Source organism: Colwellia hornerae (assembly GCF_007954355.1).
Lineage (GTDB): Bacteria > Pseudomonadota > Gammaproteobacteria > Enterobacterales > Alteromonadaceae > Colwellia_A > Colwellia_A hornerae.
On sequence record NZ_VOLR01000015.1, the window covers coordinates 14343 to 34245 of the forward strand.

The 19903-nt window shown below is 39.5% G+C and carries 13 protein-coding genes; 8 read left to right on the plus strand and 5 right to left on the minus strand.

Annotated elements, in window-relative coordinates:
• Positions 1-152 precede the first annotated feature (152 nt).
• Positions 153-833 (plus strand): glucosaminidase domain-containing protein, encoded by a 681-nt coding sequence (locus ESZ26_RS11645; RefSeq protein WP_146799688.1) that lies wholly within the window; start codon positions 153-155, stop codon positions 831-833.
• A gap of 569 nt (positions 834-1402) precedes the next feature.
• Here ESZ26_RS11645 and ESZ26_RS11650 read toward each other — a convergent pair.
• Positions 1403-2227: an AraC family transcriptional regulator gene (locus ESZ26_RS11650; RefSeq protein WP_146799689.1), complete on the minus strand. Its 825-nt coding sequence runs from the start codon at positions 2225-2227 to the stop codon at positions 1403-1405.
• Positions 2228-2406: 179 nt separating this feature from the next.
• Here ESZ26_RS11650 and ESZ26_RS11655 point away from each other — a divergent pair, with 179 nt between their 5' ends.
• Together ESZ26_RS11655 and ESZ26_RS11660 are read left to right on the plus strand one after the other, a co-directional pair.
• Positions 2407-3075 carry a glutathione S-transferase family protein gene (locus ESZ26_RS11655; RefSeq protein WP_146799690.1) on the plus strand — a complete coding sequence of 223 codons (669 nt, stop codon included), beginning with the start codon at positions 2407-2409 and terminating at the stop codon, positions 3073-3075.
• 135 nt (positions 3076-3210) lie between these two features.
• Positions 3211-4176 carry an alpha/beta fold hydrolase gene (locus ESZ26_RS11660; RefSeq protein ID WP_223271727.1) on the plus strand — a complete coding sequence of 322 codons (966 nt, stop codon included), beginning with the start codon at positions 3211-3213 and terminating at the stop codon, positions 4174-4176.
• Between the two features lie 16 nt (positions 4177-4192).
• On the opposite strand, the gene ESZ26_RS11665 is transcribed toward ESZ26_RS11660, so the two are convergent.
• Positions 4193-4894 carry a hypothetical protein gene (locus ESZ26_RS11665; protein WP_146799691.1) on the minus strand — a complete coding sequence of 234 codons (702 nt, stop codon included), beginning with the start codon at positions 4892-4894 and terminating at the stop codon, positions 4193-4195.
• A gap of 335 nt (positions 4895-5229) precedes the next feature.
• Between ESZ26_RS11665 and mgtE the strand changes: the two genes are divergently transcribed.
• The 3 genes from mgtE to ESZ26_RS11680 all read left to right on the plus strand — a co-directional run bounded on the left by mgtE (position 5230) and on the right by ESZ26_RS11680 (position 9711).
• The gene (gene mgtE / locus ESZ26_RS11670; protein WP_146799692.1) at positions 5230-6585 is read left to right on the plus strand and encodes a magnesium transporter; all 1356 of its coding nucleotides are present in this window, start codon (positions 5230-5232) and stop codon (positions 6583-6585) included.
• A 318-nt stretch (positions 6586-6903) separates the two neighbouring features.
• Positions 6904-7773, plus strand: a complete 870-nt coding sequence (locus ESZ26_RS11675) for a phospholipase A (RefSeq protein WP_146799693.1) — start codon at positions 6904-6906, stop codon at positions 7771-7773.
• A gap of 186 nt (positions 7774-7959) precedes the next feature.
• Positions 7960-9711: a nitrilase-related carbon-nitrogen hydrolase gene (locus ESZ26_RS11680; protein ID WP_146799694.1), complete on the plus strand. Its 1752-nt coding sequence runs from the start codon at positions 7960-7962 to the stop codon at positions 9709-9711.
• A gap of 235 nt (positions 9712-9946) precedes the next feature.
• On the opposite strand, the gene ESZ26_RS19240 is transcribed toward ESZ26_RS11680, so the two are convergent.
• From ESZ26_RS19240 to bglX, 3 genes are all read right to left on the minus strand, one after another.
• On the minus strand, positions 9947-10120 hold the full coding sequence (locus tag ESZ26_RS19240; protein WP_170246369.1) for a hypothetical protein: 174 nt from the start codon (positions 10118-10120) through the stop codon (positions 9947-9949).
• Complete coding sequence (locus ESZ26_RS11685; RefSeq protein ID WP_146799695.1) at positions 10121-11950, minus strand: glycoside hydrolase family 3 protein; 1830 nt, start codon at positions 11948-11950, stop codon at positions 10121-10123.
• 92 nt (positions 11951-12042) lie between these two features.
• Positions 12043-14256, minus strand: coding sequence for a beta-glucosidase BglX (bglX, locus tag ESZ26_RS11690; protein ID WP_223271631.1), 2214 nt, complete (start codon positions 14254-14256; stop codon positions 12043-12045).
• 393 nt (positions 14257-14649) lie between these two features.
• Here bglX and ESZ26_RS11695 point away from each other — a divergent pair, with 393 nt between their 5' ends.
• Positions 14650-16158, plus strand: coding sequence for an MFS transporter (locus tag ESZ26_RS11695; protein WP_146799696.1), 1509 nt, complete (start codon positions 14650-14652; stop codon positions 16156-16158).
• Between the two features lie 449 nt (positions 16159-16607).
• Entirely contained in the window at positions 16608-19859 is a 3252-nt protein-coding gene (locus ESZ26_RS11700; protein WP_146799697.1) for a di-heme oxidoredictase family protein, read from the plus strand.
• Positions 19860-19903 lie beyond the last annotated feature (44 nt).

Consider the following 19903-nt stretch of genomic DNA (forward strand, 5'->3'; position numbering starts at 1 on the left):
AGGGGGGGATCAAACAAGTAAATGTTTAGTGAGGAAAACCTACTGAACTAGCTAAGTTAACTTTTAAAATTTAGCGTCTTCTATGCTATACTTCCTGCAAGTTAACCGCTTTTTTTATCTTTAACAACTTATACTTAACTACAAGGCTCTATATGAAATTAACTGCGTTTCAGTCAAAAATATTATTTATACTTATTCCTTTAATATTATTATCGACAGCGATTTATTTCTATGGCGCGAAAGAGGCTACTCTGCCAAAAATGACTGTGCAAGAGAAAAAGACTCGCTTTAAAAACTTAATTATCCCTGCAATAGACGAAGTTTATGATGAACTTATGCTTCAATATCTCGATGTTTCAGAATCACTTAAGTCGGGTACTGATAACGACATCATAGAAAAACTCAAAATAGAATATAAGGCCAAAACTGATAACGAGCTGTTAATGGCACTTAAACCCCATCCTAAAAGTATAGCTATTGCACAAGCGGCTATGGAAAGTGCTTGGGCGACATCGCGTTTTTTTAACCAGGCTAATAATATTTTTGGCGTTTGGTCATTTGATGAAGATGAACCAAGAATCGCGGCACTTAAAAAACGGGGTGATAAAACCATTTGGTTAAAAAGGTACCCTAGTGTTAAAGCCTCGGTCAGAGGTTACTATCGAACACTTGGTCGCAGTGACGCCTTTAAAAAGTTTAGACAGTTACGACTAAAAACCGATAATCCCTATTCTTTAGTTAAAAAGTTAGATCGATATTCTGAAAAGGGTGCTGAATATGGTGATGAATTAACCGCTATTATTAAATTTAATAAATTTAATACTTATGACTAAAGCACCATTTAAGTGATAGTCATCTTACTCACACAGTAATAAAAACAGTGATCTGTCTATATTTGACGCGATAAAGTCGAGACGTGTTACTGGTTTTAATATTGGCTAAGATGTATAAGGTTACGCCATATCTTTTGAGCAAAACTTGTTCTTTTCCCTTTCATCGATAACCGCTCCTCATGCAAATTTTGATCAGTTCCTGGCTTTTCTTAACCGGAATTTTACTATATCAGCAATGAGAACATCGAGTTGGTTATGGCTGCATTACTACAAATTTTTAGTTGCAAAACCAGGTTCTATCTTCGCACTGTTCTAATTCCCTTAATATTAAATTTTGTATTTTGAAATATTCGGTCAAAAATTGCATGCTAGTGATCAAGCCGATTACCGCCAAATACATCGAAAAATAACGAACACCATTTCTTGGATGAAAAAACGTGTAAACATAAAAAATGTTATTTGCTGATTATCTTCAAGTTACCATTTTGCTTAGAGGACTCATGGTTTAATGAAATATACTTTTTTAGCTTCGTTTAACCGAGCCAATAAAGAGGATATTTGCCTGTCGGCTAAGGTCTAAGTGTGATGCCTTGATGTCTAATCATCAACCTAAAAGCACCCGGAGTTATCCCGTAGCGGCGTTTAAAATGGCGATAAAAATGACTTAGGTTGCTAAAACCAGAGGCAAAAGCAATTTCGGTTATATCTGTATTGGAACTTGCAAGGTCTTTAGCAACAGCATCACAGCGCAGTTTTAGAAGATATTCAATAAAACTGAAACCGGTATGCTGACGAAATTGCCGAGCAAAATGACTTCTTGATAGGTTAACTTGCTTCGCCACCTTATCCAGGGTGATATCGATAGTATAATTGTTATTGATCCAATTTTGAGCCTTGGTCATTCGCAAAGATGATTGAGCATTTGTTTGCTGCTCGTAGCCTGTACTACTGATATGGATCAGTAATAGTCTCAAGTATAAATTTTCTTTTAAACAAGTATTAAGTGGCGAGCTGGAATTGGGCTGTCTTTCGAGTTCATTGGCAATTTTTTGCATTTCTTGTGTGCCATGCGGGCTGTTTAAATTGATATTGTTAGTTAAAAATCCTCCTTTAGATAAGGTCTTTAAATAGAGACTGTTAGCGGGAGTTGATAAGCTATCAAAGGATGGGGGAGCAATACATGCAAACAGTAATTTCGTGTCGATTTTTTTATCTGTGGTGATTGAATGTTGATATTGAGCAGGAATAAAAACAGAATGTCCGCTTGAAAGCTGATGTATTTCGTCATTAATAGTAATGCTTACAGCCCCTTTTAAACAAACCACAAACTCATGGAGGTTATGCTGGTGTTGGTCGATATCTTGACGTAATACAACACTGGAGGTCCAAAGCATTAAAATAGTCCGATAGTATAATTATGTGGTTCAATCGTATGCGACGCTAGTTAAGAAAGCTACTAAAATAATATCTACTTAGCACTATTGCACTATTTGATGTGGTCATCACTAATAAATTACGATAACCCTTGTAGAGCAATAGTTGGCTTTAGCCTTTTACCTTAATGGAGAAAACTATGATTGTTGTACACCATCTTAATAATTCACGGTCGCAGCGGGTGCTTTGGACTTTAGAAGAGCTGGGCGTTCCTTATGAAGTTAAACGTTATGAGCGTGACCTAAAAACAAATTTAGCGCCTGACAGCCTAAAGAAAGTACATCCATTGGGGAAATCTCCGGTTATCACCGATGGTGACATTACCGTTGCAGAGTCTGGAGCGATTATTGAGTACCTTGCAGAAAATTATGGCGAAAGCAGCTTTATACCTGAAACTAAAAGTGAAGCGTATCGTCAGTACCTCTATTGGTTGCATTTTGCTGAAGGCACCTTGATGCCACAGTTATTACTTAAACTTATTTTTGAAAAAATAGTGAAGGGCTCAATGCCATTTATTATTAAACCTATTGCTAAAGGCATCATGAAAAAAATAATGTCTGGCTATGTTGGGCCAAATATTACCAATAACTTAGATTTTATTGAAAATCATTTAAAAAATAATCAGTGGTTTGCTGGTGAGCGCCTATCAGGCGCTGATTTTCAAATGAGTTTTCCATTAGAAGCATGGGTTGTAAGAAACAAAGCTAACAAAAACTACCCTGAGATCATTGCTTTTGTAAAACGTTGTCAAGCTCGAACAGCCTATCAAAAAGCACTAGAGTCGGGTGGTACTTACGATTATGCTTAATGACGACTGATCTCCACGTGTTGGCTAAAGTTTAGGTAACTATCTTGGGTGATTATTAATAGTAGCTGTTTACTTAAAGAAAAATATTCAGATATAATGAATAGCAAAATATAGACAAAAAAGGTCCGTAACATCTTGAAAATTTTAAAAATTAGTATCTATATATTGCTCACAGCTATGGTTTTACTCGCTAGCTACCTTTATGTTAATCAAGCACCTGACAAGTCTGTTGCTGAACTCAGCCCACGCTGGGCAGGTGAGCCGTCACAATTTATTCAAATTGCCGGTATGAATATACATTTAAGAGACGAAGGCCCTAAATCTGATAAAGAGCCTATTGTATTAATTCATGGTACTAGTGCATCACTTCATACTTGGGATGGCTGGGTTGACGAATTAAAAGCGCAACGCAGAGTCATTCGTTTTGATTTGCCAGCCTTTGGTTTAACAGGACCGGATCCGCAAAATAATTATACTATTGAGCATTATGCTGACGTTGTTGTCGCTGTTTTAGATAAATTAAAGGTCAAAAAAAGTGTATTAGCGGGCAACTCTTTAGGCGGATATATAGCTTGGGCCACCGCGGTATTATATCCAGAACGAGTATCTCAATTGATTTTAGTCGACGCGAGTGGCTATCCTTTTAAGTCTGAATCTTTACCATTAGCCTTTAAACTGTCTAAAAATCCAATAACCAGTCGGTTATTAAAAAACGTTTTACCTAAGTCATTGGTCGAACGAAGCGTTAAGAATGTTTATGGAGATCCTGACTTAGTCACCAGTGAATTAGTTGACAGGTACTATGATTTGACGCTTCGTGAAGGAAATCGTAACGCGCTAAAAGAACGCTTTAAGCAAACGGTACCAGGAGACTTAGCTAAAAAGATATCAACAATAAATGTGCCAACGCTTATCCTTTGGGGAAGAAAAGATAAGTTAATCCCTATCAAGCTTGCGATGAAATTTAAAAAAGATATTATCAACAGTCAATTAGTTATCTTTGATGAATTAGGGCACGTACCTCACGAAGAAGATCCTCAGGCAACGGTATTAGTCGTCAAAAAATTTTTGCAGGCTAATAAACTTCAATTACCGCTGTGATAATAGCTACCAAAATTTAACTGATGCCATTAACGATATCGTTAATGGCTTTTTTGTAGTAGATAGCGATCAAGATAAGTCGTTGTAATTCACTGTTGATCCCCTTATTTTGACGATGACATATTTCAGTAACGGCTTTAATTACCTGTGAATAGTTCATTGTGGCTAAGGTTTGTTGTTTACTTTCAATTTCTATTAAGGCCAATAATGCGGTGAGTTCGTGGGCTGGTAGTGAATTTAAATTTTGATTAGCGGATAAATAAACTTCGATTGGGGTTAAATTTGCGTGGTCACGCTGGCAAAGTGCATCACGTAAGGTGTCATTGCTGCCAAATAACATCATTGAACGTAAATAAATAAAGGGTGGTTTACTGGCAACTACTTTATTGCCAGCGAGTAAATAATGTAGAGCATTGCGCTGTTGATGGTCTGTTTGTTTAAAGTTATCTTGTAACTGTAAGCCCGGAGTAAAGAAGCTTAAGGTATCGTTGGTTTTAATCTGTGCGATGAGTGCACTGGGGAAACATTTGCTCGCTATTAAAGTCGTCGCCAGTTTTTGATGAAATTCAAAGGTAACCGACTCGTTTATTCCTTGTTGAAATAGATAAGCTAATTGAACGATATTCTCAGACTCTCCCGAGGCTAAATAATGTTGGCGCAAGGCATTGTCGTCATTTTTTGATAATAAATAGCAGAATGTCTGCATATGTTGCTTCATTGTGATCCTTGTTTAGCGCAAATATTTGCCTCAGTGTATACGCTAATTCTTGTGTTGTATGATATTTTTTAAACAATAATTTTAGCCAGCTAAATTAACCTTATTACCATAATAATCGTAGACTTGCCTAGTTATCATGACTTATCTTAAAGCTACTAATATTAACGTTTGACCTATTACAAGCTCGTTGCTGCTTTTAAGGCAGAGTTTACTTTGATAATAAGGCTTGATGTAAAAGATGATTCCGACTAAGTTACTGCCCAAGCGACTTGCTAGCACTCGTTATCCTGTAACTTTTCCGATAAATAGTCGATGGACCATTATAAGTAGATCCTATGAGTAATACTTTTACCAAACTTGTTAGCCAATTAACCCATTCATTAGAGCAAGAAAACGATCACGAACTGTTAATTTCAATAGAGAAATATCATCCTGCCAAGTTGGGGCGATTACTTGAGTCGCTACCCAATAAATATCGTGATGACTTTTGGAGCTTGATCCCCGTTAATTGCAAGGGTGAGGTATTGCTGTCGGTACACCGCGAGCTGCGCCAATTTCTGATTAAAAAAACTAGCGAAGCTGATTTACTTAAATGTTTGTCGACGCTGCAAATGGATGAATTAGCCGATATCGATGCAGACTTACCGCTACCTGTGGTAAGCGCTATGGTTGAGGCTATGGACAGTCAGCGAAAAGAGCGCTACCGCACAGTAGCCTCTTTTCCTGATAACACCGCCGGCGGAATGATGGATGTTGACGCTACAGCCGTTAGAAAAGACGTTAGCCTTAAAGCGGTTTATCGGTATCTATGTAAGTTAAGAAAAAAAGAGGGTATGTTGCCCGAACAACTTGATCAACTGGTTGTTGTTGACAGGAATAACAAGGTACAAGGTACCTTATATCTTAGTGATTTGGTTTCAATGGACAATAGCTTGTCGGTTGGCGACGTAATGAAAAACGACGTGCCGTTAATCGACTCGTTACAATCGGCAAGTCAGGTTGCACAAATCTTTGAAGATCACGATTTAATATCAGCGCCGGTTGTTGACGAAAATAATTTTTTGTTGGGGCGAATAACAGTTGATGATGTTATCGATGTATTAAAGCACAACTCAGAGCAGCGTTTATTGGCCTCTGCTGGTCTTAATGAAGAGCTCGATATGTTTGCCCCTGTTTCTCATATTTCTTTAAATAGAGCTATTTGGCTAGGCACCAATTTAATCACCGCTTTTGTCGCTGCTTGGGTCATTGGCTTTTTTGAAGCATCAATAGAGCAACTCGTCGCACTCGCGGTACTTATGCCGGTCGTGGCGAGTATGGGGGGCGTTACCGGTAGCCAAACGCTAACCGTGGTTACTCGAGGTATTGCGCGCGATTTAGTCAGTAGTGCCAATATCGTTTCGCTCACGCTTCACGAATTAAAAGTCTCTTTTATTAATGGCATATTATGGGCTGCGGTGGTCTTTTTAATTACTATTTTATGGTATGACGATTGGCAGTTAGGGGGCGTTTTTGCACTGGCACTTTTTGTTGTTAGCCTTACGGGGACACTTTCAGGAGCCCTTATTCCGATTGTATTGAAAAAATTGGGTGTAGACCCAGCCATTGCTGGCGGGGTTATTTTGACAACCATAACTGATGCAGTCGGATTCTTAATCTTTTTGGGGACAGCGACTTATATTTTGATTTAATTATCCCGATTTAAATGATGAGCAGAAGGCCAATAAGCAGCACCTTGCTGCTCAGGTAAACTATTTTACGAAGAAGTTTGACAGACCCGATTGGATTTACCTGTTATTATGGCTATTATTAATTTTAGTTAACGATGTACTTAATCACCCCGTTTAAGTACTTAATAACAAAACAGTGAATTACGAAAAATAAACCGAGCGATTATCGCAATGTCTGCAGGCATTGGTTGAAAAGTCGATCCGCTACTAAATTTTTATGAGAAATAACACTTGAACAACTTCCAGATACCGACAATTATTACTAAAATATTGTGCTTAATGATACTTTTTTTACCTCAACTATTAATGGCTGAAGAAGCCATTATCGTTGTAAAACAAGAAAAATCTATTTTAGAAAAAAGAGAACAAGCGCTTTTAAAAACAACCGCTAACCCCTTTTCTATCTCGCAACATAGATTAAACTACCTACTGCCCGTCTCCTATATTAGTAAGCCAGGTACCCGTTCGGTGGAAGAGTTAAATAATGATAATGTCGATAATGTTGAAGCTAAATATCAAATCAGCATTAAATTTCCGATTTATTTGCCAAAGACTGATGCATCAGGTCTTTATTTTGGCTTTACCGCGGTATCTTATTGGCAATTATACAACAGTGAGGCATCTAAACCTTTTCGAGAAACGAATTATGAACCCGAATTATTTTACAGTTGGCAACAGAAAAACCGCATATTGGGCTTTGAATTCAATCAAATCCAATTCGGGATAAACCACCAATCTAATGGCCGTAGTGGCCTTTCATCGCGCAGCTGGAACCGGGTCTTTGCTTCCTTAGTGTTTAGTGATGAAAACGCTTTCTATTATATAAAAGCTTGGCATCGACTCGCAGAAGATAAAAAAGAAACGCCACTTGCTGTGATTGGCGATGACAATCCAGATATTACTGATTATTTAGGGCATATGGAATTTGGTATTGGTACACAGTTAGGTAAATTTAACCTTTTCTCTGCGCTGCGTAATAACCTTAAACTTAATGATAATAAAGGTAGTGTCGAACTAAACCTCTCTTATTCATTGACCGAAGGTTACGATTTTTTAATACAGTATTTTAATGGTTATGGTGATTCACTTATCGACTATGACCGCCATCAACAGCGCATTAGTTTGGGTATGCAAATGAAATTTTTATAAATAATGTAAGGTAACGTCATAAGCTGTTTAATAGCCTAGTGAAAACACACCGTTAATTGTTGGTCCAAATTTAATTTCGCCAAAAGTTTGGGCTGCAAGGTTTTAAAAGTATAATATCCCCTCACTTAAAGGTCATATTTTAAGATTGCATCATTGCACCAGCTAATTACCCGGAAAATATATATCATGCGAGTCGCCGTTTCTCAGTTTGCCACCACTTTGGATGTTGAAGAAAATCTAGCAACCTGTCTACGTATGATAAATAAGGTGGCGATGTGTCAGCCCGGAGTTATTGTGCTGCCTGAATTTTGTAATACACTTTTTTGTCATACCCAGGGTGGGTACAATGACCGTAATCAGGCATGGCATCAAGCTTTAGCCATTGATGGTCCTTTTCTACTCGCTATTGCAGAGCAAGCTCACAAGCATCATTGTTATATTGTTATAAACGTTACTTTAAGGCGTGACTCTTTAGGTGACTTTTCGCCAGAGCAACATAATGATGTGATTAACGAAAATATTAGTATTACCTCTTGTTTATTTTCGCCGCTCGGAGAACTTGTTCTCCATGTCGATAAACAACGATTGCTTGGCCATGAAAATGATTTTTTTATTAACACAAGTAGAGTGTCTGAGTTAGCTTCAACGACATTCGGAAAATTTGGCCTGTTAGTCGGTAACGATACGATGACTTTTAAACCCTCACGTGAATTGGCTTTGCAGGGTGGGCAATTATTGTGTAATTCAATTAGCACATTCGCCAGAGATCAAAGTCACTTTCATGACCCAGCTCGAGCGTGCGAAAACAAAGTGTTTCTGGCTACGGCAAATAAAATCGGCGCATTGTCATCAACTAACTCTCTTGCTGGCGTAGGCCAAAGCCAAATAATTTCCCCTGAGGGTAAAGTGCTGGCCAAAATAAACCATAATGAAGAAGGTTTTGTTTTTGCTGATATTGATTTAGCTAATACTGCGATAGCGCCGCAGAATAAACGCCGACCTGATGGTACTGATCTTTTTAAACAACGCCGTCCTGAACTTTATCAAGCGCTAACATTACCGATAAAAAAGGAGGCTCACGCTCAATACATTAACGATGACAATGTCCCCGAAACAGCCAATGTCGCAATATTTGCAACCTACAAGTCTAACGAGCAAGCCATTGAAGATGTTTGTTTTTATATTGAAAACAACCTCAGCGATATTATTCAGTTGCCAGAGTTATTCTTTATCGCAGATAAGACCATCACTAATAATACTGAGCAACTTGCCGATATTGCCGCTTTGAGTAAACAGCTTATTATACAAATCAGCTCAGTGTTGAGGCCTTTTCAATACGTCTGTACCAGTTTAGTTATTGATGGTGCGCATCAGGCGGTGCTAATAAGCGAGCAGGGTTTATTTGCAACACAGCAGCAATTACATTTTTGCCAACGATACCACTGGACACCATTAGGTGATGCGTTAACTCTTGTAGAATTACCGTTAGAGCAAGGCAATATTAAACTTGCTATGCTAACAGCTGATGACGCTAGCATACCTGAAATAGTTAACGTAGCTGCGTTGAATCATGTTCACTTATTACTGGTGCCTTTTGAAATTCAAGAGCCGGGTGAGGTTGAATATTGCTTGTTATCGCGTGCCGCTGAAAATAGAATTTGTATTCTTGCAGCGAGTCTTGAACAGAGCTTCGCTGCGGGCTGTTTATCTGTTGATTTACCAAGTGATAACGTCAATAAAAATGCTAATAAAAAGAAAGCTAAACTGCAAAAGTCTACGGGGTTTATTGCCAATTTATGCTCAGGTTCTACCTTAATCTCTGAAAGTCAGTTAGCTAAATTTACTGGCTATATTAATCAGCCGCTGGTTAAACACCAACAGGGAAAAATTACTAAGGCATTAGTTCATCCTATCGCCACTTGTACTAAGTACGAGTAGGTACTTGCTTAACGAGTATTGGGCACAGTGATCTCGTTGGCTTTATTTCCTGTGAAAACCACTATTATATTTTGTAACGTTAACCATGACCGATGGGGAAGAGCGGTTTAGCGGCAGGTTTCTTTTTTTCGGTTGAGGATATTTTGGGCCCCAAGATAAGGTTTTCTGGCAAGCTAAAGTTGACAAAGAGCCGCTCATTTAAACCTCGCCACAGTAACCAAAGATTAATGATCAATTACTTTATTTTGTAACGTAAACCATAACCCATTGGGAATAGCGGTTTAGCGGCAGCTTTCTTTTTTTCGGTTGAGGATGTTTTAGGCCCAAAGATAAGGTTTTCTGGCAAGCTAAAGTTGACAAAGAACCGCTCATTTAAACCTCGCCACAGTAACCAAAGATTAATGATCAATTACTTTATTTTGTAACGTAAACCATAACCCATTGGGAATAGCGGTTTAGCGGCAGCTTTCTTTTTTTCGGTTGAGGATGTTTTAGGCCAAGAAAAAGACAGTTTACCTTGAAAGTTAAACTCGCCAAAGAGCATATCACTAAGGCCTTGACCTTCTGAACCGGGTAGCCAAGCAGCAATAAATGCCGCTGACTTATCTAATTCGTCATTAATTATTAACGTTCTCCCCGAAATCAAGATAACGATAAGGGGTATGCCTTTATCACTAATATCTTTGATCAATAGATAGTCTTCTGGATGTAATTTTTTTAATGCTAGCGAGTTGCCATAGGGTGCTGAAATATTAACTTGACCGTTTATTTGTGATCCGGCTTCAATAATAAGGTTTTCACAATCTCTGATATCACCATGGCCTTCTGCATAAGGATACTCACCGATAACTACCACCGCGATGTCATGTTCTTTTGCGGATATTGCTAAAACATCATCATGACGCCTTAATACCGCATTGGGCGCAACCGCTGCAATGCCTTGCCAAATAGAAGTGGCGCCTTCAAATGCATCGTTTGCTGATACGCCTTGCCAGTTAATGGTAAAACCACCGCACTGATGGCCAATATTATCAGCATTCTTACCCGTAACTAATATGCGTGCCTGCTTTTTTAAAGGCAGAATGTTTTTTTTATTTTTTAGCAGCACCAGTGATTTTCTGACCGCTTCTCGTGCCACACTTCTGTGCTCTATGGCCCCAAAACTTGCATGGTTTGCCCAAACTCTTTCACTGGGGCAAGGGGTATCAAATAGACCACTGGCAAATTTTACCAACAATATTCGACGAACAGCGTCATTAATTCTCGACATAGGCACAGTTCCTAATTCAACATGGTTATGCAGATGTTGAATAAATTGCAGCCAGTTTTCTGGGAGCATAAACATATCGATGCCGGCATTTACGCCTTGAGCAACCGAGAGATAAAAGTCATCACAGAGGTAATCAATACCGTTCATATCAGAAACAATGAAGCCAGAAAAATTCAATTGTTGTTTCAGTACATCAGTAAGCAGATATTTATGGCCATGGCATTTGTTGCCATTCCAACTATTAAATGACGCCATAACGGTCATCGCCCCCGCTTTTAAAGCGCTTATGTAGGGGCTAATATGGGTGTTGTTGAGTTCTAGCCAAGTAATATTAGCATCACCTTGGTCAATGCCATGAGCTGTAGCTCCATCGCCGACCCAATGCTTAACACAAGCGATTACGCCTTCACCAGCAAGTTTGCCATGAAGGCCGTTGATAATTTCACTTGCGTATTGATTGATCAATTGAGGGGTTTGAGCAAAGCTTTCATAGCAGCGGCCCCATTGATTATTTTGTGCAACAGCGAGGTTAGGTGCAAAGACCCAATCGACGCCACTCGCTAAGACTTCTTTTCGTGTTACTTCGGCGATACGCGCTACTAAATCGGTATCGTTGGCGGCACCTAAGCCGATATTATGTGGAAATATTGTTGCCCCTTTTAGGTTATTGTGGCCATGTATGGCGTCGACACCATAAAGTAAGGGGATCGCTAAATGATTTGCGTCGTTAACCATTGATGCTTGCCAATAGCTATCGGTTATTTTCAGCCAACTTTCAATATTATTATTTTCGGGCAGAGAGCCTGCGCCACTCAATACCGAACCTAAATGATATTTTCTGACATCATCGGGGGTACAGCCTAATCGTTCAGCTTGGGTCATTTGTCCAATTTTCTGGGCTAATGTCATTTTTGACATCAGCTCATCAACTTGTTGCTTTATTGACGTCTGGCTAAGTAGTGGCTGCATAGTATTGAGTTATCCCGACATTATTTAATTTTTAAGCTAATTCTAGCCAGTATTTACTTTCTCACATTTTGTCAAAAGAACAAGCTTTGAGCTTATTTCGCCATAAGCTCAAAGCTTGTTTTTAGTTCGGTTGTTGAGTCACCGCCGATCCAAGCGTGAAAGAAACCAGGCTCTGTTTCCAGCTGCATTTTTCGGTTGTAAAAAGCTAATTCATCGCTATGAACATTGAATATCACCGTTTTACTCTCGCCGGCAGATAAGTAAAGGCGTTGAAAGCCTTTTAACTCTTTTACTGGACGAGTGACACTGCCGACTAAATCTCTAATATATAACTGCACAATTTCTTCCGCAGCTAGATTGCCACTATTAGTGAGAGTGGCTGATATTTGAAAAATTTCTCCTATGATCACTGCAGGTATGCTGACATGAATATCCTTATAATCAAATTGTGTATAAGAAAGGCCAAAACCAAACGGAAATAAAGGTGTAAAGTGAGTATCTAAGTGGGTACTTGTCATCCCCAATGAAGTTTGTGGCGCTCTTACTTGTATAGCGTCAATATCGACAAAAGTGTCATCAGAAGCAGGCCTGCCGGTATTCTTTTGGCCATAGTAAAGGGGAATTTGGCCAACTGTTCTTGGGAAAGTCACCGGTAGTTTTCCCGAAGGGCACGCGCTCCCAAATAACAAGTCAGTAATGGCGGGACCTCCCATAGTGCCGGGGTGCCATGCAAAAAGCAGCGCAGCTACTTTAGGAAGGATCTTTTCCAAAGTAATCGGTCTACCCGCCATAATGACCAGCACTATCGGCGTACCTGTCTGATAAATTGCATTAATTAATTGTTCTTGGCAACCGGGTAAGTCGATAGTAGAACGGCAATGCGCTTCACCCGATAAAATCGCTTCTTCACCAAGTATCATTACCGCGACATCAGCTGTAAGCGCTATTTCAATCGCTTGGTTAAAGTCTTCTTGATTATTACTACGAGAGGTTGCTAAGCCCTGAGCAAACTTTATCTCGACGGTATCTCCAACATAGTCCTTGATCGCCTCTAGGCAAGTAATGCTACTGTCGACTTTAGCATCAAATACCCAAGTCCCTAGTTGCTCATAACCATCGTTGGCAAGTGGACCAATAACAGCCAGAGAGGCTATTTTTTCTGGTAACAAGGGTAATGTTTTTTGCTTGTTTTTCAGTAAAACGCAGCTTTGAGAGGCGGCTTTTTTAGCCACTGCTAAATGCGCGCGGTTTAACGGCTCGGTTAAGGGCGTTGATTGAGTAAAGGGGGTTTGAAAAAGTCCTAAATCAAATTTTAAATTCAACAGGCGAGTCACCTTAGTATCAATTTGTTTAAGCTCAAGTTGGCTATCTTCAATGAGCGCAGGCAAATATTTTGCGTAAGTGTCACTGGCCATTTCCATATCAACACCGGCACGACAAGCTTCGAATGCGGCAGAGCCTTCATCGACAGCAAAGCCATGGGTGACTAATTGTGGAATAGACTCCCAGTCACTGACTAAAGCGCCAGGGAACTGCCATTCGTTACGTAAGATGTCATTAAGTAGCCATGAATTTCCGGTTACAGGTACACCATTAAGGTCGCTAAATGACGCCATAAAGGTGGCAACGCCAAAGTCTGCAAGGGCTTTAAAAGGAGGTAGGTAGACATTTCTTAATTCATTTTCTGGTATGTTAGTGGTGTTGTAATCACGTCCGCTTTCACTGGCGCCGTAGCCAGCAAAATGTTTTGCACAGGCGGCAATTGAGCTACTATCAGCAAGATTATCTCCTTGAAAACCTTTTACCATAGCTATGCCCAGTGTAGAGCAGAGCAAGGGATCTTCACCTAGGCTTTCTGCAATTCGTCCCCACCGAGGATCTCTGCTAATGTCTATCATAGGTGCGAACGTCCAATTAACACCATTATTTGCTGACTCTACTGCGGCTATTCTTGCGCAGTCTTCTACCAATTCAGCTGACCAAGATGCCGCTTGTCCCAGTGGAATGGGAAATATGGTATTAAAGCCATGAATAACATCACGACCGATGAGTAATGGGATACCTAAACGGCTTTCTTCGCTGGCAAGGCGTTGAAATTCGTTAATGGTTTCTACATCGACTTCATTGAGGACCGAGCCAACAGCGCCGTTTTTTATTAGCGACCTTAGGTTTTCATCTTCATTGTTGAATTGGCTCATTTGGCCAATTTTTTCTTTTAATGTCATGTGGGCAAGCAGAGCAGACACGTAAGATGCTTTATCTAAATCCTTGGCGTTGTTTAACTGCTGACAAATATTTACTGGCATTACATCTCTCAAATGAAATCAAAAATTTAAATTGGAACAGCTAATTGACCATCGCTATATTTTTTAAAATTAACCTATTCTTACAGACTATTACGAATGTAAGTGGATACAACTAAAATACGGTAGGGTGGACTTATTTTGAGGTTATCGGGATTTTATAACTTTTATCAATGACTTTTTATTCCACTATAGAGCCAGTAAAAAAACTCATCTAAATTAAAAAAGTGTATTGTGACCATTTCATCGCCCCATAATGACCGACTCATCGTTTTTATATTGTTTAAGATCTACATTTATATAATGTCAGAAGGACCTTTATAATTGAAACCTTTCACTAAATTTTAATTAGGCTAAAGTTTCATTCAATAATCATTTTCAACGGAATAGCGCTTTATGAGTACGCAAGAAAATTATCAAACCGCGACTGAAGATAAAATTTCCACGCTAAGAAAAATTATTTATGGCTTTGGCGCTTTCGTAAATAACTTATTAGGTGCGGCAATTGGTACTATGACCATAGTGCTTAACTTGGGTTTAGGTATGAATCCAGCTTTAGTCGGTTTGTTAGGCGCATTGCCTCGTTTGGTCGATGCCTTTACTGATCCGTTAATGGGCTATATTTCCGATCACACAAGATCAAAATGGGGTCGACGCAGACCCTATATATTCTGGGGGGCTATTGTCGCAGGTATTACTTTTGCCTTGTTATGGCAATTACCGAGAGGCCAGAGTGAAGAATTTTACTTTTGGTTCTTTTTAATTGGTTCTATCATTTTTTATCTAGCCTACACTATTTTTGCAACACCATGGGTCGCATTAGGTTATGAATTAACGCCAGATTATCATGAACGTACCAGTATCATGGCTGTGCAGAATTTTATGGGCCAATTTGCGTGGTTATTTGCACCTTGGTTCTTACTGTTTATGCAAAATGAATCGCTGTTTAGCGATATGATTGAAGGTGCCAGTTGGTTAGCCGTCATTATTGGGCTATTTACTATTATTGTTGGTATTTTACCGGCAATATTTCTTACTGAACGCTTTACACCCATAGCAACTTCAAAAACGATTATTGACCCGAATGCACCACCAGTAAAACCAAGAAGCTTGAGTTATGCCGTTGCTGATTTCTTTAAGGGCTTTTTAATTACACTTAAATTTAAGCCTTTCCTTAGTTTATGTGGTGCAACCTTTTTAGTGTTCAACGGCTTTATGATGGTTTCAGCTTTCCAAAGTTACGTGATTATTTATTATGTCTTTGGCGGCGATCAAGCATTAGGTGCTGAATATGTCGGTTGGGCGGGTACGGTGTCATTTATTTCAACGTCTTGTGCTATTTTTATTGTCACTAAATTATCAAGCTGGTTAGGGAAGCGAAATGCTTTTTTCATTACCATTGCCATTTCTATCTTTGGTTATGCACTTAAATGGATTTGTTTTACACCGGATAATCCTATGCTAGTGATTATTCCACCAATATTTTTCTCTTTTGGTTTAGGCGGCTTGTTCACCTTAATGGGATCTATGGTTGCTGATGTCTGTGATCTTGATGAATTAGAAACCGGTGAACGACGTGAAGGTATGTTTGGCTCAATTTATTGGTGGGTTGTTAAATTAGGCTTGGCTGCGGCGATGGCAGCTGGTGGTTTCTTACTTCATGCAACAGGTTTTGATGTTGCGTTAGCTGGAGCTCAATCTGCTGATACGCTGTTTTATATGCGCTTAGCTGATGTACTTGTGCCTGTATTTTGTTCAGTGGTTGCTATTTGGATGGTCGCTACTTACCCGATTACTGAGAAAATGGCTCATGATACCCGTAGTAAACTTGAGGCACGTCGAGGAAAAATGGCGGCTGAAGTGAATGCCTTAGATGAAAATACTGACGGTGTTACGCCTGCCTAAGGCACTTATAAATTGTATATCTACATAGTTAACCATGTAGATATACAACCCGCTATATTTTTTTAGTTAAAATAAATACGAAATAAAACAAAGTCAATTTTTTTAAGTTATTGTTTTAAATAAATTAAAATGATTTTTTTGTATGGGTGATAACAAAAGCTTATCATGAGTACTTGTTTATATCCCTTATCCATTTCAACTTTTCCTACCCCCCCTTTGACCGTATTTCGATGCTGTTTGACCAATAATTGTGCTAAAAATATTCAAGTCCGAACATGGCTATTTATAGGATGCTCGACAGTAAGATAATTCAAAAATGCAGAGTTAGCGCTTATTGATATAAGTGCAGCAGTACTGTTTATCTTTTGGGATAGTTATAAACCAAATTATTCATTAAGCCGGTTAATCATTGACTTAATTGAATATTTTAATAGAAGAATAATAAAATAATGAGAAAATCAACATTAAATCTTAGTGCACTAACAGGAGCTTTAAGTGTTTTTTCAAAAAAAATGCTTTCATTGTTATTACTCAGTACGCTAATAAGTTGTGGAGGTGGGTCAACTCCAACAGAAAAAGAGACTATCAATGCAGATACTGATAACGACGGAGTATTCGACCAAGTCGATTCGTGTCCTAATACATTAGCCAATACCACTGTAGATGCGAGTGGTTGCGACATCATTATTGTTAGTGTCGATACGGACAGTGATAATGATGGTGTTAAAGATGCAGCTGATACTTGTCCTGAAACTCCAGACAATACAAGGGTAGACAGCTCTGGCTGTGCGGTCATTGAAGAGGTTGTTGATGTGCTTGTTCAAGCAGAAGATTACATCAGCTATTTTGATACCACAGCGAGAAATGAAGGCGGAGCAAGTTACCGTAATGACGCTGTAGATATCGAAGTTACCACTGATGTGGGCGGCGGTTACAATATTGGTTATACCCAAGCAACAGAATGGCTAGAATACCCGGTAACCTTAAGTGCTGGGACTTATACCATTAGCAGCCGTGTGGCTTCAGATTCAGGCGGTGGTAATTATACGCTGTCGATAAATGGCAATACAATTGGTAGTGACAATGTTGCTAGCACGGGGGGATGGCAAACCTTTGAAACCCATGTGGTTAATTCGTTTTTAACGACGAGCGGTACTTTTACCTTACGGTTAGCGATAAACGCAGGTTCATTCAATATTAATTGGCTGCAAATAACAGCGGTTATTGATGATGATTTAGATGGTATTGGTAACGACCTAGATTTGTGTCCTGATACGCTTGAAAATGCAGAAATTAATGAGGTCGGGTGCGCTGACTCAGATGGTGATGGCGTGTTTAATAATCTGGATAATTGTCCAGATACACCTATCGGGACCTTTGTGGATTTTGTCGGCTGTGAAGCCGTAGAACAGTTAATTGAAGTGGCGTTTAACAACGATATTCTTGTTGGTGGTGAAGACAGCCAAAAGCCAGGTTTTAGTTTATATACCTTTGATAATGACATTGGATCTGACGGCAGTAATTGCAACGACGGTTGTGCGGTTAATTGGCCTCCACTTTTAGTGGCTGATGGTGTCGCTTCTGGTGTGCCAAATTTATCAATCATTAATCGAAATGATGGCACAACACAAGCTGCCTATCAGGGTAAACCGTTATACTTTTATAAAGGTGACACCGAAAAAGGAACCACTGAAGGTGCGGCTATAGCGGGTTGGAACCTTCAAGAATACGGACTTTTTGGTGATATCGTGCCACTTTATACCTCTAGCACGGCACAAGAACATGCTTTAATTTATGAAACTAATGATGCTGTGGTTACCAAGTTCGCTGACAGAGGACGTGATCGTCATGCTAAAGAAGATCAATTTCAGCAATACGATCATTACCTTTCTCATTATTGGACCCATAGAACAGCGCGCTATAAATTCACCGATTATGTGGCTAAAGGCGGCTCATCTATTTTAATTGAATGGGTAACACAATGGCAGCTTGAGGCATTAGAATTTAGGGCATGGTATTCAGGAATGAATACGGTTGCTGAATACCATGGTAATTATGAGCCTAACGTTGTGACGGTCGGTCACGGTAGTTACGATGACGACCTTGTGCAAACAAGTACTAGCGGCGATCAATATAAATATTCAGTAACCATTAATGAGTTTCGCGGACTTAATGGCAGCATAGAAACCCTCAGTATTGGCCAACACATGGAAATTGAAGTCAGTCAGTTTTTACTAGGCGTTCCTGAGGGGCGGTCAAATTATTACGGCACAACTTATCTTTACCAAGTAGGTAAAGGTGGCATGGCTCCTTGGAAAGCAGTCGGAGATTTTGATGATAAATCATCAGAGCGTGAAAACTCACATCCTATTGCTAAACAAGGTTGGTTAGGTGGAAATACCACATTATCTTATCAATATACAAATGAACCTAATGACCACTTCATGCAAATGGCAACTAATTTATCAAGTTTAAATGGGCAAGCGTTCGTTTTAGGAAGACGTATTCATCATACCTCTTTTGTTGATGGTAAACATGATGAAGACCCAGCCAATGGTGTTTTTTCAGAAATGGTAGGTAAGTCAGGTACACATTTTGTTAATCATAGTTGCGCAAGTTGTCATGAACGTAATGGTAGGGCAGCTCCGGCACCAATTGGCGAGGCATTAGACAAATGGGTCTTTAAAATTGCTGATGCTGATGGTGAACCCGATGCCCAGCGTGGCGATGTTTTACAGCCATCGAATACGGGAAGCGTACAAAGTGAAGGAACGGTAGCTATTGAATCATGGACTGAGGTGAATGGTTTACGTTCACCTAATTATAAGTTTTCAACGGGTACGCCAGAAAAATTCTCAGCACGCATTGCACCTCAACTCGTTGGCCTAGGATTATTAGAAGCAATTCCTGAAGAAACTATTTTAGCGATGGCTGATGTTAATGATGAATTTGCTCCCTTTGGTATTTCAGGTAAAGCGCAAAGTGCTATCGATCCCGAAACCCAAGATATTCGCCTTGGACGTTTTGGTTGGAAAGCCGCTACATCAAGCATAAAGCATCAAGTTGCGGCAGCGTTTAATACTGATATGGGGGTGATGACCTCTGTACTACCATCACCAGATTGTGGTTCTGCTCAACAAGAAAGAAATGAATGTGGTCATGACCAATCTGAAATAAGCGACCAGCACTTGAACAATTTAGTGAAATACATCGCATTGTTGGGTGTACGAGCGCAACGTGGCCTTGATGATCCTCAGGTACAACAAGGACAAGCGTTATTCTCAAGTATTGGTTGTGTGGATTGTCATACCGCAACACTGCAAACCAGTATTTATCATCCGTTTACAGAACTAAGAGATCAAACTATTCATCCTTATACCGACTTACTGTTACATGATATGGGTGAAGGTCTTGCTGACAACTTAGGAGAGGGTAACGCTACAGGGGCTGAATGGCGAACAACACCGCTATGGGGCATAGGTTTGTCGGCTTGCGTTACTGGAGGTGTAGAAAACCCCGTTGGCGGCCAAGGTAATGAAGTTTGTACGCCCGAGCATAGTTATTTACATGACGGACGGGCGAGAACGATTGATGAAGCAATTCTCTGGCACGGTGGGGAATCAGAAGCTTCTAAAGTTAAGTATGAAGCACTTTCTGATGCTGACGAAGCTGCATTAATAGCCTTTTTAAAATCACTATAAAATCAGCAGCTTATTAAATTGATTATCGATTGATTTAATAAGTT